The following is a 13,893-nucleotide window of genomic DNA, read 5'->3' as shown; positions in this document are numbered from 1 at the left end:
TTTTTAGGCTAAATCCTAATTAGTTTTATTATCATTGTTATTAAATATTAAACTAACACAATGAAAGGATTTTTTAGACATTTAAAGGGGGATACTTTTGGAGGATTAACAGCAGGTATTGTGGCGCTACCTTTGGCGTTAGCCTTTGGAGTTTCTTCAGGTTTAGGTCCTAGTGCTGGACTATATGGGGCTATTTTCATTAGCTTTTTTGCTGCTTTATTTGGTGGAACCAATACTCAAATTTCTGGACCAACTGCCCCGATGACAGCGGTAAGTATGGTGGTTATAGCCGGTATTATAGCTGCAAATGATGGAGATGTTACTAAAGCTCTACCAGCTATTTTAACGGTTTTTGTATTGGCAGGTCTTATGCAAATAGGTTTAGGTGCACTCGGAATAGGTAAGTATATAAAATATATACCGTACCCTGTGATATCAGGATTTATGACTGCAATCGGGGTGATGATCTTAATCACACAATTGCTCCCGGCCTTAGGGTATTATCCAAAAGAAGATGTGGAGTACGTCAACACCTTTAAACCCGTTGCTGAAGAGGTGATTTTAGATAAAATATTAAAGGAAGAAGCAGGAGAAGGCATATTGGTTTTGGAAGATTTTGAAGAAACCATACGTCGTGCTAAAAATATTTCTCAACAAGAGATCACATCAGAGGCTACAGTACAAGCCGGAAAAGAGAGTGGAGGTGTTTGGGGAGCGATTATTAGCTTGCCGAGAGCTATTTCAAATGTAAATATGCTCGAGCTTATTTTGTGTTTGATTACGATAGTAATTATTTACGGCTTTAAGCGAATAACCACTGCGATACCCAGTACGTTAGTTGCTTTGTTGATAGTGTCCGGTGCTGCATATGGTTTGAATTTAGAATATCGTCCGATAGAGCAAATCCCCAGTGGATTTCCCATCCCTAATCTTGGGATTTTTACAGAATTTAAGCTAGGCGCTATTACCCCTTACGTTTTTTCTGCCTTGTCTTTGGCGTTTTTGGGTGCAATCGATAGTTTACTTACATCTGTAGTCGCCGATAATATGACAAAAACAAAGCATAATCCTAATAAAGAACTGGTTGGACAAGGTATAGGAAATAGTGTAGCGGCAATTTTTGGTGGTATTCCGGGGGCCGGAGCAACGATTCGTACTGTGGTAAATATAAACTCGGGAGGAAAAACAAGGCTTTCGGGTATGATCGCAGGGGTACTATTATTAGTAATACTCCTAGCTCTTGGTCCGGTAGCTTCTCAGATACCTGCTGCAGTATTAGCCGGTATATTAATTACTGTTGGTATTGGCGTTATGGATTACAAAGGGTTAAAAGCAATTCCTAGTATGCCAAAAGTGGAGGTTGCTATTATGCTAGTTGTAATGTTACTTTCTGTGTTTTGGGATTTGGTATATGCCGTAGGTATTGGCTTGGTGTTGGCTTCTCTTTTATTCATGAAAAAGATGGGAGATGTTACCGCTAAGGACTCTACAGTTGACTCATTAAAAGGATTAGAGAAGGAAACTGGAGTGAAAAATTGGATAGACGAAATTAATTTTCCTGAAAATTTAAAAGAAGAAGTTTTTGTAAAACATCTTAATGGACCCGTGTTTTTTGGTGCTACTAGTGAATTGCAGCAGTTAGCTCAACAGATACCCCCAACGGCTACGCATGTAATTCTAAGAATGGATAAGGTACCGTATATGGATCAATCGGGGGTATATACCCTTGAAGAAATTATCTTAAGTTTAGAACAACGAAATATCAGAACCTTTGTTACGGGCTTACAAAACCAGCCTGGATATTTAATGAAAAGAATTGATATTATACCAGACTTAATTCCTGAGAAACATCTCTTCGAAAATTTTGACGATTGTGTAGCGTACATCAAAAATAATGTTGCAGATATCTATTAATCGATCAAGCAGTATGTAAATTGTTAGACTGGGCTTCCTTTTGGGAAGCCTTTTCTATTATTTCGGGTAAAATAGCGGGCGCAATAGCCTGTACAGGGCGATAAAGAATTGATTCGTCCAAGGTCTCTTCATCAATCATATGTAACGTGATATTGCCAGCATCTATAAACATAATTATCACGCTTGCTATAAATGCCATTTTAAGAATCCCAAAGGCGGCTCCCAGTAATTTATTTAGAATTCCCAAAGCAACAGCATGAGCCACTCTTGTAAGTATTTTTCCGATAAGAGAGACGCACAAAACGACAACGATGAAGGTGAGGGCAAAAGCTAGTAACTGCGTGACTCCTTCTTCCCAGCTTACATATTGTTCAAGATATGCTCCTACTATATGTGAAAAGTGTATCGCTATATAGATTCCGGCAACGAGTGCTACCAAAGAAGCCAAAGAAACTATAAGCCCTTTGCTAAACCCCCTTATAAGCCCCCATAGCAGTAAAATGCCTAATATAATATCGATATATCCCATAATAATCCTTTGTTAGGACGAATATACATTTTAAAAATTAATTGAAATACTATATATTTGATATATAATATATATAATATATATGAGAAAAATTATTGATGTTCAGGACGATTTGATTCCCAAACTCAAATTAATTGCCGCTATCGAGAATTCAAGCGTAAAAAAGGTAATTGAGGAAGCTGTAGCATTTTATATTGATTATAAACGAGAAAATCGCTTACAACAATTATCTGCGGAGCAAAAAGAGGACTTAGCTTTTATGTTTTTACTTAAGGATATTGAAGTTACTGAGACTATCACTAAGGAAGAGTTATTTAATTCATAAAATATGGAAGTGACAATTTCAAAAACATTTGCATCTGATTTTAGGATGATCACGGATATTTCTTTTAAGGAAAAGATAAAAAGTATTGTAGCATCCTTAGAAAACTCAAAAGACACTTCTGTGCTTATACCGATTCAAGCTTTCAACGATTCTGACAGGTATTTTAAAATGGGCGTTGGATTTTATTATCTTATCATAAAAAATGTGTCAAAAAAATCGTTGGTACTAGTTAGAGTAGTACATCGGGATCAATTAAGACAATCTCTCCATAAATCAATTTAGTAATGCAATTTTCTGTCGTATTTTTGCTAAAAAAGAATACATGTCGAGAGATAATAAACTTAAAGAGCGGTGGGAACTTCTTGTAACTAAACTTTCTGGCCAATTTGCAGATGGAGATAGTTTGGATTTAGATGCGATTATTTATTTAATCGGTGTTCAGGAGCTGGGTCAAGTACATAGAAAGTATAAGAAAGACGAGAAACTAGACCTCATGCACATCGCAATATGCCGTCTTCTTGAACCTTATGGATATTACGAGTTCGACTTTTTTGATGAACAAGGCTGGCCACATTATACGATGAAGGAGGCCTTACCAAATCTCAAATCGGGAGAACAATCGGTTTTGATGAAAGAAGCGATAGTGCACTATTTTGTTACCAGTAACTACATAGAATAGTTCATAGTTGTAGCTACATAGACCAAAAGAACAATGGGTATCTATGTCACAAATACAGAGAAAATGTATAAATTTGCCGTCTTATTAAGAAATTTTCATGATCGATAAAATAAAAGAATATATCGCGGAGGTAGAATCTTTTTCTTCAAAATCTAAAGAAGAAATCGAAACGTTTAGAATCAAATTTTCTGGTAAAAAAGGAATTATAAATGACTTTTTTGCTGAATTTAAGAATGTGGCTAACGATCAGAAAAAAGATTTTGGTCAGGCTATTAATGCCTTAAAAATAGCAACCGAAGCCAAAGTAGTTGCCTTAAAAGAAAAGGCGGAGGCCAATGAAGAAGAAAAAGGCGTTTACGGGGATCTTACGAGACCTGCTGCAGCGATACCTCTGGGAGCGCGACACCCAATTTCATTGGTTAAAAATCGAATTATTGAAATTTTTTCACGTATTGGTTTTAATGTAAGTGAAGGGCCTGAAATCGAAGATGATTGGCACAATTTCTCCGCATTAAATCTACCGGAATATCATCCGGCACGCGATATGCAGGATACTTTTTTTATTCAAACAGATCCAGATATCCTATTGCGAACACATACATCCTCTGTGCAAGTTCGCTATATGGAAGAAAATAAGCCGCCTATACGCACCATTTCTCCGGGAAGGGTGTATCGTAATGAAGCTATTTCTGCCCGTTCCCATTGCTTTTTTCATCAGGTGGAAGGACTGTATATTGATAAAGATGTGTCCTTTGCAGATCTTAAACAAACGCTGCAATACTTTACAACAGAGATGTTCGGGAAGTCTAAGATTCGATTGAGACCTTCATATTTTCCGTTTACAGAACCCAGTGCAGAGGTCGATGTTTATTGGGGGTTGGAAACTGAAACTGATTACAAAATGACTAAAGGTACCGGTTGGCTTGAAATTATGGGATGCGGTATGGTAGATCCAAATGTTTTGAAAAATTGTAACATCGATCCGGAAGAGTATAGCGGTTTTGCTTTTGGTATGGGGATCGATCGAATTGCTCTCTTATTATACGGCATTACTGATATACGTATGTTAAGTGAGAATGATACTAGATTTTTAGAGCAATTTAAAGCAACGCTGTAAGTGAGAAAGGATATTGATATACCTGAGGTAAAAGATATATACATCGCAATTATTAAAGAATGGGATGAAGAGTTTTTGGCTCAAAATTGGGTAGCCTATATTATCAATGATGGGGATACGGCTATCGAAATGGTTTTAATAGTAACGAAGGGATATGATAACGAGCGCAAAACATCATTGCTTCGTCATGGTATTGGTACAGTAGATGCAAAATCAAGCACTAAGATAGAAATGATTCAAGAAGAATTATTGGCCATGAACAATGAGTTTGCGGTGACCTTTTTTGCTGACGGTAAGCTGTATGATAAAAAATATATCTTCAAACAACACACCATTAACGAAAATGCATTGCAAGATTTACCGGTAATAGAGCAACGTGGTGTTTTGATAAAATAAAAAACTATTGATTAATTTAAAACGGAACATTTTTTTGATGAAAAATGCTCCGTTTTTATTGTGTCCGGATAGAAGTAATAGTTAATATCCGACTTGTTTTCGTACTCGGTTTAATACCTCAGAGGCTGTCACCGAGGCTTTTTGAGCGCCTTTTTTGAGAATCTCATCAACTTCATTTAGATTGCTCATATAGTAGTTATACAATTCTCGTTCTTTACTGTACTTTGCGATGATAACTTCATAGAGGGCTTGTTTAGCATGTCCGTATCCATAATTACCACCTTTATAATTGTTGCGCATTTTTTCAATTTGCTCAGTATTAGCTAGTAACTTATACAACGCAAAAACATTGCAAGTGTCAGGGTCCTTCGGTTCTTCTAACGGAATGCTGTCTGTTGCAATACTCATCACTTGCTTTCTCAATTTCTTATCCGATAAAAAGAGATTAATGATATTTCCTTTTGACTTGCTCATTTTAGCCCCATCAGTACCCGGAATATACATTGTGTCTTCTTGTACTTGCGCTTCCGGCATTACAAAAAGCTCTCCGATTTGATTGTGTATTCTTGATGCAACATCCCGTGTCATTTCAATGTGCTGTAGTTGATCCTTTCCTACGGGAACAATCTCTGCGTCGTATAATAAAATGTCCGCAGCCATAAGCATAGGATACGTAAATAAACCGGCGTTTACGTCTTCAAGTCGATCTGCTTTATCCTTGAATGAGTGGGCTAACGTTAGACGTTGATATGGAAAGAAACAGCTAAGATACCATGATAATTCTGTCACTTGTGGAATGTCACTTTGACGATAGAAAACAGTTTTCTCTATATCCAGTCCAAACGCCAACCACGTTGCTGCTGTTGAGTAGGTATTCTCTCTTAAGGTTGCTGAGTCTTTGATCTGTGTTAAAGAATGCATATCAGCAATGAATAGATAAGATTCGTTTTGAGGCTCGTTGGCCATACGTATGGCTGGAATGATAGCTCCCAAAAGATTTCCTAAATGAGGAGTACCTGTACTTTGCACTCCTGTAAGTATTCTGGACATAGTAATTTTTTAATTTGAACAAAGGTAATTTTTTTGTTCAGATAGCTCAAGCCAATTATGTATTTTTGACGCTATGTCAATACTAAAAAAGCTTTTGATCGTTCTATGGCGCGTCTGGTTTTATGTGCTTATGGCCCTGCCTATCCTTATACTTTTTCCTGTGTTATTGTTATTAACCTCGAAAGAGCGTTGGTATCCACAGTTCTTCCTTTTAGCCAGATTTTGGGCGACCATTGTTTTATACGGTAGTGGATTTCTGCCCAAAGTAAAGAGAAAGGGTAACTTAGACTGTAATAGTAGTTATATGTTTATAGCCAATCATACGTCTATGGCTGATATAATGCTTATGTTGTACTGTGTAAAAAATCCGTTTGTATTTGTTGGCAAACAGGAATTAACCAAAATCCCAATCTTTGGTTTTTTCTATAGACGTACCTGTATATTGGTTGATCGTAACAGTCAACGAAGCAAAACGCAAGTATTTAAAGAAGCAAAAAAGCGGTTAGATACCGGTATCAGCATTTGTATTTTTCCCGAGGGAGGGGTGCCGGATGACGAATCTATAGTGTTGGATGAATTTAAGGATGGAGCTTTCAGGTTGGCGATTGATTATCAGATTCCGATTGTGCCCTTAAGCTTTTTAGACAATAAGAAACGTTTTTCTTATACTTTTCTAAGCGGAAGCCCGGGTAAAATGAGAGCTGTATTACATCCCATGATTACAACGGTTGGTTTGACGCAAGAAGATAAAAGATCTTTAAAAATACAGTGCAGGGAGGTTATTCTGCAAAGCTTATTAGATTCAATTAGAATTTAAAGTTAATACCTGTATACACTCCAAAATAATAGGGTTTAAAATTCCCATCATTTTTACTGAAGGCATTGAGCTGATATTTGAATATCGGTTCTACATTTATTTGAAAACGGTTGGATAGATTATAATCCAAGCCTACACCAATATTTCCACTAAAACTCACCGGGTTCAGATTATTTGCTGTACCTATTGAGCTTTCAGAACCACCGGATTGAACCGAGATTTCATTACCGTTTAAGAAAAGTGTGCTTAATCCTCCGATCATTTGTACTGCGATCTTTTTTGAAATTAATGCATATTCAATCTCTAAAGGAACCTCAATGTAATTCAGTCGTTGGTTTAGAAAGCCTACGTTTTGCTTTTTATTGATAAATTCACCATTGACATCTAATGCAACCGGTTTAGGAGATTTGAAATCTGTGATCTCTATTTCGTCTGCAACCGTATTATAATTAACACTCTGTAGTTCTCGTCCAACAATTGAAGGTCCAAAACCAATACCTTCAGTATTGTAGCTTAAATCAACTTTATTCACACCGGAGCGCACTTTAATTCTTTTATTTACGGCATAGGCTATTTGAATACCATAACTCATATTCACTTGACCATCTTTATTATTGTCCTTGAACTGGGGGTCAATTGAGGATCCGTTTCCAATTGAACTGTAATATACCGGGGCGATATTAGGGGTAACGTTCCATCTTTTTTGTCGTGTATCATTTTCAGCAACTTCAGTTTCTTCACCAGATTTGATAACATCAAAAAGTGATTTTTTATTTGAGTTTTCGTTAGTGGGTAGTGCTTCGGGAACTTCCTTTGAGTTTTCTGAGATTGCAGTAGTGTCAAGCGTGTCTAAAACAGCATCAGGCAATGACACTTTTGATTTTTCATCAGTGGGCGTGATGGCCTCTTTCTTCGAGTCTTTTTGTGATGAAGTAGCAATACGCACTGTTTCCTTATTAAAATTAATAGTATCTGATTCGGCCAGGACAGGATTATTAAGTGTGTGTCTATTGTTATTTAAAGGATGCCTATCAGTTTTTTCTTCTACTGCTAAGCTGCTTTGAAGTATGGTGGTGTTTGATTTAACCTTTTCGGTCTTTACCACCTGTTGATTATTTTCTGATTTGGAAGTGATATTTTTTCTGTCAGCAACTATCTCTTTAGTTATTTCAATTCCGGGTTTTTCTGGTTTAACAGTAGTGTCCACAATAGCAGGAGCAGAGTTGCTGTCTTGTTCAGGAGAGTCGACGACAAGATTCGTCTGTGATCCAAAGGGATTCAGCCAAAATATGGCTATAGTGCTAAGTAGAAGAACCACACTTGCGACACCAGCAATACGGTACCAAAACGGTAAGATAAGTGGTTTACGGTCTTCTTTTTGAGATGCTTTAATTCGTTCCCACACCTTCGCATTAGGACTAACGTCAAAATCCTTGAATTTTTCCTGGAATAAGCGATCTATATGTTTCTTATCTTTCATCTGCTTCCTTCAATCGATTGTACTTGTGTTTCATTTTGATGTTCTATTTTTTCCTTTAATATATAACGGGCGCGTGCCAAATTAGATTTGGATGTACCTTGTGAAATATTAAGCAAATCTGCAATCTCTTTATGTGAATATCCATCTAAGACGTATAAATTAAATACTAATCGATAACGATGTGGTAATTGCTGTATGATCTTAAGAAGATAATCTAACGATATTGATTCGTCATCAAGATCGATATATGGATCTTCTAGTTGCTCCTCATTAAAAATTTCAAAAACCTTTTGGTTTCTATATTTTTGTAACGCGGTATTTACTACAATCCGTTTGAGCCAGCCCTCAAAAGAACCTTTATTTTTAAATTGATCAATTTTCTTAAATATGGTAATAAACGCATCTTGGAGCGTGTCTTCAGCATTTGCCTGATTATCAGAGTACTTTAAGCACACAGAAAATAGTTTACTAGCAAAAAGACGATAGAGCTGTTCTTGAGCTTTATTGTCTCTTTTTTTACATTGTTCTATGAGTTGCTCCAAACTCACTAATAGTATACGATTTTAGTTAATTTTTCACCTTAGCTTCAGCCGTAGGAACTTCTATTATTAAAAATTTAGAAGATCCATCTGTTGCTCTACCTTGCCAAAATTTGAAGATATAGCTAGATTCGGTCCCTACCAAAAATTTGAAAGAGGTTTCTTCTTCCCTTGGCTCCTCATAAGTTTCACAAGTAGTTGCTTCACTTACTAAAGCTATTGCAGAAATAGTTCTTTCATTTCTGTTTTTTTGATAGTCAAAACCTTCAAAAAGATGACATGAAGTCGGTCTAAAGTACGAAACTTTAATTGTATACGTTGAATCTTTAACAAGTTCTTCGGGGAGCTCAGCAGTGGCAATAGGTAGTCCTTCATAAAAAAAGTTAACTGCATCATCATCATCCAGACAACTTGTAAAACTAATACAGAGTATGATTAGTGGTAGTATGAATAACGTTTTCATAATGTTCGGGGTATAATGTTGTTAATAAGTAGATGACAGTGTAGGTTTGAGGTTGCGTGATGAAGGACTAAAGTTTTCTTAAAATCAAAAAGACCCCATGATTTGGAGTCTTTTCGGTCAAAACGTATAAAACTTTTGAGGACTTGGTGTAGCCACCTATTTATTCGTTAGCTATTTTAATAGCCTCTTTTATTTTAACTTCTAATTCTTCCATAAGATCAGGATTGTCATTAAGTAGATTCTTAACAGCATCTCTACCTTGACCTAATTTTGTGTCTTGATAGCTAAACCATGAACCGCTTTTCTTGATTATCTCATAATCAACGCCGATATCTATAATTTCTCCGTTTTTCGAAATTCCTTCACCATACATGATATCAAATTCAGCTGTTCTAAACGGAGGAGCTACTTTGTTTTTAACCACTTTTACTCTGGTCTTGTTCCCCATAACAGCACTATTGCTATCCTTAATTTGAGTGGATCTGCGAATATCTAAACGTACAGAAGCATAAAACTTTAGTGCATTCCCACCAGTTGTGGTTTCAGGATTTCCAAACATAACCCCAATCTTTTCACGCAATTGATTGATGAATATTACGGTACAATTCGTTTTACTAATCGAACTTGTTAATTTTCTTAGTGCCTGTGACATTAAACGTGCGTGCAGACCCATCTTGGAATCCCCCATTTCACCTTCAATTTCACTTTTAGGAGTTAAAGCAGCAACCGAGTCAATAACAATAATGTCAATAGCTCCCGATCGAATAAGATTGTCAGCAATTTCTAAAGCTTGCTCCCCATGGTCGGGTTGTGAGATGATTAAATCGTCAATATTCACACCCAGCTTTTCCGCATAAAAACGATCAAATGCGTGTTCTGCATCTATAAAAGCTGCGATACCACCTGCTTTTTGTGCTTGTGCAATTGCATGCAATGTAAGTGTTGTTTTACCGGATGATTCGGGTCCGTAGATTTCTACGACTCTGCCTCGTGGGTAGCCACCCACGCCCATGGCGAGATCCAATCCAAGGGATCCTGTTGAAATTACATCTACTTCCTGAACGGCACTATCGCCCATTTTCATTACCGTTCCTTTGCCATATGCCTTATCTAGTTTGTCTAACGTTAGTTTTAGCGCCTTTAATTTAGCATCTTTTTCCGTACTCATTGTGCTGTCTCTCTTTTTATAATGATTATGCTAAGGTACTATAAGTTTTTTGTATGAGGAGTTTAAATTCAGATATATGAAATGCTTTTTATCAACAGAAAGATTTTTTTGGAAGGTTGACGCAACGATTTTTTAGAAGCTGCATCTAACAGAAAAGCAACATGAACAATTTATGAGGAAGGAGGATGTAAGATGAAATTTCTTAAAAGTGTGGTAACTCATACGCTGGATGGCTGTACAACTACTAAAATCAGTAATTGTATAGTCGAAGGAGGCTAGCTTCGTTATTCTAATATTTTAGTAATAAACTATTAAATAACGAATTAGCCCAAAAAAGCCACGAAACTAATATTTCGTGGCTTTTTTATGCTCTAATTTTATATAAATAAAGGTTCTAAAAAATAAAAACCGGGACACTCGTCAATTTTTGTATTTTTGCATAAATTTTTCTTTAACTTAAAATGAAGGTATAGCATGCAACTGTACAACAAATTAAGCGCAAAAGAAAGAGAAGCCTTAATTGATCAAGCCGGAACTGAGCGGCTTACGCTTTCTTTTTACACCTATGCGCATATTCGGAATACTGAAATTTTCAGGAATCATTTGTTTATTAATTGGGATAAACTGGAAGTACTCGGTCGTATTTATGTGGCTACCGAGGGGGTGAACGCTCAACTTTCTGTGCCCGCGCCCAATTTCGATGCATTCAAAGAACATCTAGACAGTATTAGTTTTTTTGAAAATATCCGACTTAATATCGCTATCGAACATGAGGCAAAATCTTTTCTGAAATTAAAAGTGAAGATCAGGAATAAAATTGTAGCCGATGGTTTAGCAGACGATACCTTTGATGTAACCAATAAGGGTGTTCATGTAGATGCTTTTAAATTTAATGAGCTAATTGAGGACCCTGACACCGTATTGGTAGATATGCGTAATCATTATGAGAGCGAAATCGGCCATTTTAAAGGTGCTGTCACCCCCGATGTAGATACTTTCAGAGATTCCTTAGATATTATTGAAGAAGATCTTAAAGATCACAAAGAGGATAAGAAGCTGGTGATGTATTGTACTGGCGGAATTCGTTGTGAAAAGGCTAGTGCGTATTATAAGCATAAAGGCTTTAAAAATGTTTTTCAGTTAGAAGGAGGGATCATAGAATATACCCGTCAAGTAAATGAAAAAGGGCTTGAAAATAAATTTAAGGGTAAAAACTTTGTATTTGATCATCGTCGTGCAGAAAAAATAACAGAGGATGTGATAGCGAATTGTCATCAGTGCGGTGCAGTTTGTGATACACATGTAAATTGTGCAAACGAAGCATGCCATTTGCTGTTTATACAATGTGAAAAATGTGCAGAAGCGATGGACACATGTTGTTCTACAGCATGTAAAGAGATAAATAGTTTGCCGTACGAGGAACAAAAAGCGTTGCGTAAAGGCAAAGGAAACAGTAATAAAATCTTCAAAAAAGGAAGGTCTGAAGTGCTGAAATATAAGCAGTGATTCTATTTTTTTTAGTATCCTGTGGTCGATTAGATATTTCATAGTATCTTTATCAATTGAGATCATAGAAATTGTAAGAATTTCTATATGAATAAGAACCATATTTGTTGTGATGAGGATCATGGACAAATTTCAATATAGTAGAGCAATATGGGGTGTAGTAGTTGTTCCTCCGGTAAAGACGGACAACCAAAGGGATGTAAGAATAACGGTACATGTGGTACCGATGGTTGCAATAAATTAACGGTTTTTGATTGGTTAGCCAACATGACACTTCCCAGTGGTGTGGCACCTTTTCAAATAGTAGAAGTGCGTTTCAAAAACGGTAGGAAAGCTTTTTTCAATAATCAGGAAAATTTAACGCTAAGTATAGGAGATGTCGTTGCGACAGAAGCCTCTCCGGGGCATGATGTTGGTGTAGTAACACTTACTGGAGAACTAGTGCGCGTTCAAATGAAAAAGAAAAAGGTTTCCGTAGATAGCGAAGAAGTTAAAAAAATCTACAGAAAAGCTTCACAAAAAGATATCGATATATGGCAGACGGCGAGAGATCGTGAAGATAGTATGAAGGTCAGAGCTCGTGAGATAGCGATTCGACTCAAGCTGCAAATGAAGATTTCTGACATAGAATTCCAAGGTGATGGATCCAAAGCTACGTTTTATTATACGGCAGAAGAGCGTGTAGATTTCAGACAACTGATTAAAGAATTCGCACACGAATTTAGTACGAGGATCGAGATGCGACAAGTCGGGTTTAGACAAGAAGCTGCAAGACTTGGTGGGATTGGTTCCTGTGGGCGAGAATTGTGTTGTTCAACCTGGCTTACGGATTTTAGATCTGTAAACACGAGTGCAGCAAGGTATCAACAGTTATCACTAAATCCGCAAAAGCTAGCCGGACAATGTGGAAAGCTAAAATGTTGTTTAAACTACGAACTTGATTCTTATATAGACGCTTTAAAAAGCTTTCCTAAAACTGAGGTAAAACTAAGAACAGAAAAGGGAACGGCTGTTTGTCAAAAAATAGACATTTTTAAGGGTCATCTGTGGTATGCTTACGAAGGCGAATGGATGAATTGGCATAAGATATCTACAGAAGATGCTAATGAGATTATAGAATTAAATAAAAAGGATCAAAAGGTACAAAGTCTAGAAGATTATGCTTTAGAATTACTGGATGATACTAAAAACGATTTTGGAAACGTTGTAGGTCAAGATAGCTTAACAAGATTTGATCAACCCAAGCGAACAAAGAAAAAACGTAAAAACCGGAATACTAAGCGTAAGCCTAGAGAGGGTTCTACGGCATCCAATAAAAAAGAAACCACCACAGCAAATTCTAATCAAAGAGCCAAAAGAAAGCCGTCTAGAAAAAAAGGTCCAAAACCTGATCAAAAGCGCAATTCTCAATCAAATAAGAATGAAAAATCTTAAGTATATACCATTTTTATTTTTCTTCATTCTAGCATCTTGTGATACGGAACAAGTATTTGATGAGTACACAACGGTTAATGGTGCTTGGGAACAAGATGAGTATATAGAATTTTCAATTCCTCAGCTTGATTCAGTACAGTCGTATGACTTGTTTATTAACGTGCGTAATACGAATGAGTACCCTTTCAGCAATTTGTTTTTGATAGGCCAAATAAAATTTCCGAACGGGAAAGTAGTGTCAGACACCTTAGAATATGAAATGGCTTATCCTGACGGTACTTGGATGGGCACTGGGTTTACCGATCTCAAAGAGAATAAACTGTGGTACAAAGAGAAAGTAAAATTTATTGAAAAAGGGGAATACAAAATTTCCCTGCAACATGCGATGCGAAAGAATGGTGAAATCCACGGGGTACATGCTCTTGAAGGCGTAACCGATGTGGGTTTAAGAATAGAGCATGTAAAAAATCCTTAAC

The 13,893-nt window shown here is 36.7% G+C and carries 16 protein-coding genes; 10 read left to right on the top strand and 6 right to left on the bottom strand.

Annotated elements, in window-relative coordinates; translation table 11 throughout:
- Window positions 1-60 precede the first annotated feature (60 nt).
- Window positions 61-1,914, top strand: coding sequence for a SulP family inorganic anion transporter (locus BD809_RS05130; RefSeq protein ID WP_148781866.1), 1,854 nt, complete (start codon window positions 61-63; stop codon window positions 1,912-1,914).
- 4 nt (window positions 1,915-1,918) lie between these two features.
- Here the strand turns inward: BD809_RS05130 and BD809_RS05125 are convergent, their stop codons facing one another.
- Window positions 1,919-2,443, bottom strand: coding sequence for a CvpA family protein (locus tag BD809_RS05125; protein WP_148781865.1), 525 nt, complete (start codon window positions 2,441-2,443; stop codon window positions 1,919-1,921).
- An 82-nt stretch (window positions 2,444-2,525) separates the two neighbouring features.
- Here BD809_RS05125 and BD809_RS05120 point away from each other — a divergent pair, with 82 nt between their 5' ends.
- The 5 genes from BD809_RS05120 (at window position 2,526) to BD809_RS05100 (ending at window position 4,960) form a co-directional block, all read left to right on the top strand.
- Window positions 2,526-2,768, top strand: a complete 243-nt coding sequence (locus tag BD809_RS05120; RefSeq protein ID WP_148781864.1) for a hypothetical protein — start codon at window positions 2,526-2,528, stop codon at window positions 2,766-2,768.
- 3 nt (window positions 2,769-2,771) lie between these two features.
- A complete protein-coding gene (locus BD809_RS05115; protein ID WP_148781863.1) occupies window positions 2,772-3,050 on the top strand; it encodes a hypothetical protein in 279 nt (92 codons plus the stop codon).
- 40 nt (window positions 3,051-3,090) lie between these two features.
- Window positions 3,091-3,447, top strand: coding sequence for a hypothetical protein (locus BD809_RS05110; protein WP_148781862.1), 357 nt, complete (start codon window positions 3,091-3,093; stop codon window positions 3,445-3,447).
- Window positions 3,448-3,544: 97 nt separating this feature from the next.
- Window positions 3,545-4,564, top strand: coding sequence for a phenylalanine--tRNA ligase subunit alpha (pheS, locus tag BD809_RS05105; RefSeq protein ID WP_148781861.1), 1,020 nt, complete (start codon window positions 3,545-3,547; stop codon window positions 4,562-4,564).
- On the top strand, window positions 4,565-4,960 hold the full coding sequence (locus BD809_RS05100; RefSeq protein ID WP_148781860.1) for a hypothetical protein: 396 nt from the start codon (window positions 4,565-4,567) through the stop codon (window positions 4,958-4,960).
- 81 nt (window positions 4,961-5,041) lie between these two features.
- Here BD809_RS05100 and trpS read toward each other — a convergent pair whose 3' ends face one another.
- Entirely contained in the window at window positions 5,042-6,010 is a 969-nt protein-coding gene (gene trpS, locus BD809_RS05095; RefSeq protein ID WP_148781859.1) for a tryptophan--tRNA ligase, read from the bottom strand.
- A gap of 73 nt (window positions 6,011-6,083) precedes the next feature.
- On the opposite strand from trpS, the gene BD809_RS05090 reads away from it, so the two are divergent.
- On the top strand, window positions 6,084-6,827 hold the full coding sequence (locus BD809_RS05090; protein WP_148781858.1) for a lysophospholipid acyltransferase family protein: 744 nt from the start codon (window positions 6,084-6,086) through the stop codon (window positions 6,825-6,827).
- Here BD809_RS05090 and BD809_RS05085 read toward each other — a convergent pair.
- The 4 genes from BD809_RS05085 to recA all read right to left on the bottom strand — a co-directional run bounded on the left by BD809_RS05085 (window position 6,817) and on the right by recA (window position 10,477).
- On the bottom strand, window positions 6,817-8,307 hold the full coding sequence (locus tag BD809_RS05085; protein WP_148781857.1) for an outer membrane beta-barrel protein: 1,491 nt from the start codon (window positions 8,305-8,307) through the stop codon (window positions 6,817-6,819). The two genes, BD809_RS05090 and BD809_RS05085, sit on opposite strands and share 11 nt — an antisense overlap.
- The gene (locus BD809_RS05080) at window positions 8,304-8,855 is read right to left on the bottom strand and encodes an RNA polymerase sigma factor (RefSeq protein ID WP_148781856.1); all 552 of its coding nucleotides are present in this window, start codon (window positions 8,853-8,855) and stop codon (window positions 8,304-8,306) included. Before BD809_RS05080 ends, BD809_RS05085 begins: the two co-directional genes overlap by 4 nt.
- Window positions 8,856-8,874: 19 nt before the next feature.
- Window positions 8,875-9,309: a hypothetical protein gene (locus BD809_RS05075; RefSeq protein WP_148781855.1), complete on the bottom strand. Its 435-nt coding sequence runs from the start codon at window positions 9,307-9,309 to the stop codon at window positions 8,875-8,877.
- Between the two features lie 160 nt (window positions 9,310-9,469).
- Window positions 9,470-10,477, bottom strand: a complete 1,008-nt coding sequence (gene recA / locus BD809_RS05070) for a recombinase RecA (RefSeq protein ID WP_148781854.1) — start codon at window positions 10,475-10,477, stop codon at window positions 9,470-9,472.
- Between the two features lie 474 nt (window positions 10,478-10,951).
- On the opposite strand from recA, the gene trhO reads away from it, so the two are divergent.
- The 3 genes from trhO (at window position 10,952) to BD809_RS05055 (ending at window position 13,892) form a co-directional block, all read left to right on the top strand.
- Complete coding sequence (gene trhO / locus BD809_RS05065; protein ID WP_148781853.1) at window positions 10,952-11,983, top strand: oxygen-dependent tRNA uridine(34) hydroxylase TrhO; 1,032 nt, start codon at window positions 10,952-10,954, stop codon at window positions 11,981-11,983.
- A gap of 150 nt (window positions 11,984-12,133) precedes the next feature.
- Complete coding sequence (locus tag BD809_RS05060; RefSeq protein WP_148781852.1) at window positions 12,134-13,417, top strand: PSP1 domain-containing protein; 1,284 nt, start codon at window positions 12,134-12,136, stop codon at window positions 13,415-13,417.
- On the top strand, window positions 13,404-13,892 hold the full coding sequence (locus BD809_RS05055; RefSeq protein WP_148781851.1) for a gliding motility lipoprotein GldH: 489 nt from the start codon (window positions 13,404-13,406) through the stop codon (window positions 13,890-13,892). The genes BD809_RS05060 and BD809_RS05055 overlap by 14 nt, the downstream gene beginning before the upstream one ends.
- Window position 13,893: the final 1 nt, after the last annotated feature.

Origin of the sequence: Aquimarina intermedia (assembly GCF_008124785.1) — a bacterium.
GTDB lineage: Bacteria > Bacteroidota > Bacteroidia > Flavobacteriales > Flavobacteriaceae > Aquimarina > Aquimarina intermedia.
The sequence above is the reverse complement of the archived record's forward strand: the minus strand, read 5'-3'. Positions and strand labels throughout refer to the sequence as shown.